This is a genomic window from Streptomyces sp. KR55 (assembly GCF_052245645.1).
In the GTDB taxonomy this organism is placed as follows: domain Bacteria; phylum Actinomycetota; class Actinomycetes; order Streptomycetales; family Streptomycetaceae; genus Streptomyces; species Streptomyces flavusporus.
The window spans coordinates 1-1,102 of record NZ_JBQQCE010000941.1; the positions used below are offsets into that span (position 1 = coordinate 1).

Sequence of the window (1,102 nt, forward strand, 5' to 3'; positions counted from 1 at the left end):
AGTGGGCGTTTAGGTATCGCTTGTGGCACTACGTCGCTCTTGCGGCTGGTGCTCTTTGAGAGAGTTTATGCCCTACGTGGAGCTTCGCGGCCTTCCAGGCTCCGGCCTCGGCGTCCATTTGTTTCGTGTCTCGCACCCGGATTCCGTCTGGTCTATGGACGTCACAGAAACGCCCAATCAGTCAAGTAACGCTGTCGGCGGCACTGTTCGTGTAAGAGCCCCTTCGTGAGCCAGCGGAAGCCGTACCCCAGCGACCTGTCCGACGCCCGATGGGCGTTGATCGAACCGACCTTATCCGCCTGGAGGAAAGCCCGACTCGACCGCAGACCCACCGGCCAGCCGGCCCAGGTCGAACTGCGCGATGTCTTCAACGCCATCCTGTACGTCAACCGCACGGGAATCCCGTGGAAATACCTCCCGCACGACTTCCCGAACCACGGCACCGTCTACGCCTACTACGCCGCCTGGCGCGACGAAGGAATCCTCGCCCAACTCAACTACGACCTCACAGGCCTGGCCCGGGTCAAGGAGGGCCGTAAACCCGAGCCGACCGCATCCGTGATCGACACCCAGAGCGTGAAGACCTCCACCAACGTGCCCCTGACCAGCCAGGGAACGGACGCTGGAAAGAAGATCGTCGGCAGGAAGCGGGGCATCATCACAGACACGCTCGGCCTGCTCCTCGCCGTGACCGTCACCGCCGCAAGCCTGTCGGAAAACGCCGTGGGAATACGACTGCTCGACCAGGCCAAGAAGACCTACCCCACCATCTCCAAAAGCTGGGTCGACACCGGCTTCAAGAACGCCGTAGTCGAGCACGGCGCCAGCCTCGGAATCGACGTCGAGGTCGTCAACAGAAACCCCGATATCCGCGGCTTTCACGTCGTCAAAAGGCGCTGGGTCGTCGAGCGAAGTCTGGGATGGATCATGCTTCGCCGGCGTCTGGCCCGCGACTACGAGACGCTTCCCGCCAGCTCCGAAGCCATGATCCACCTCGCCTCGATCGACAACCTCGCCAAGCGCATAACGGACGAGACCACACCCACCTGGCGAGGCACCTACTAGGGCATACGGGGCGATCTACCTAAACCAAATGCCCTCT

At 62.2% G+C, this 1,102-nt stretch carries 1 protein-coding gene; it reads left to right on the top strand.

Annotated features, from left to right (window positions below; genetic code table 11):
• Positions 1–225 precede the first annotated feature (225 nt).
• Positions 226–1,065, top strand: coding sequence for an IS5 family transposase (locus tag ACTWQJ_RS51670; RefSeq protein WP_443313250.1), 840 nt, complete (start codon positions 226–228; stop codon positions 1,063–1,065).
• The last annotated feature ends 37 nt before the right edge of the window (positions 1,066–1,102 follow it).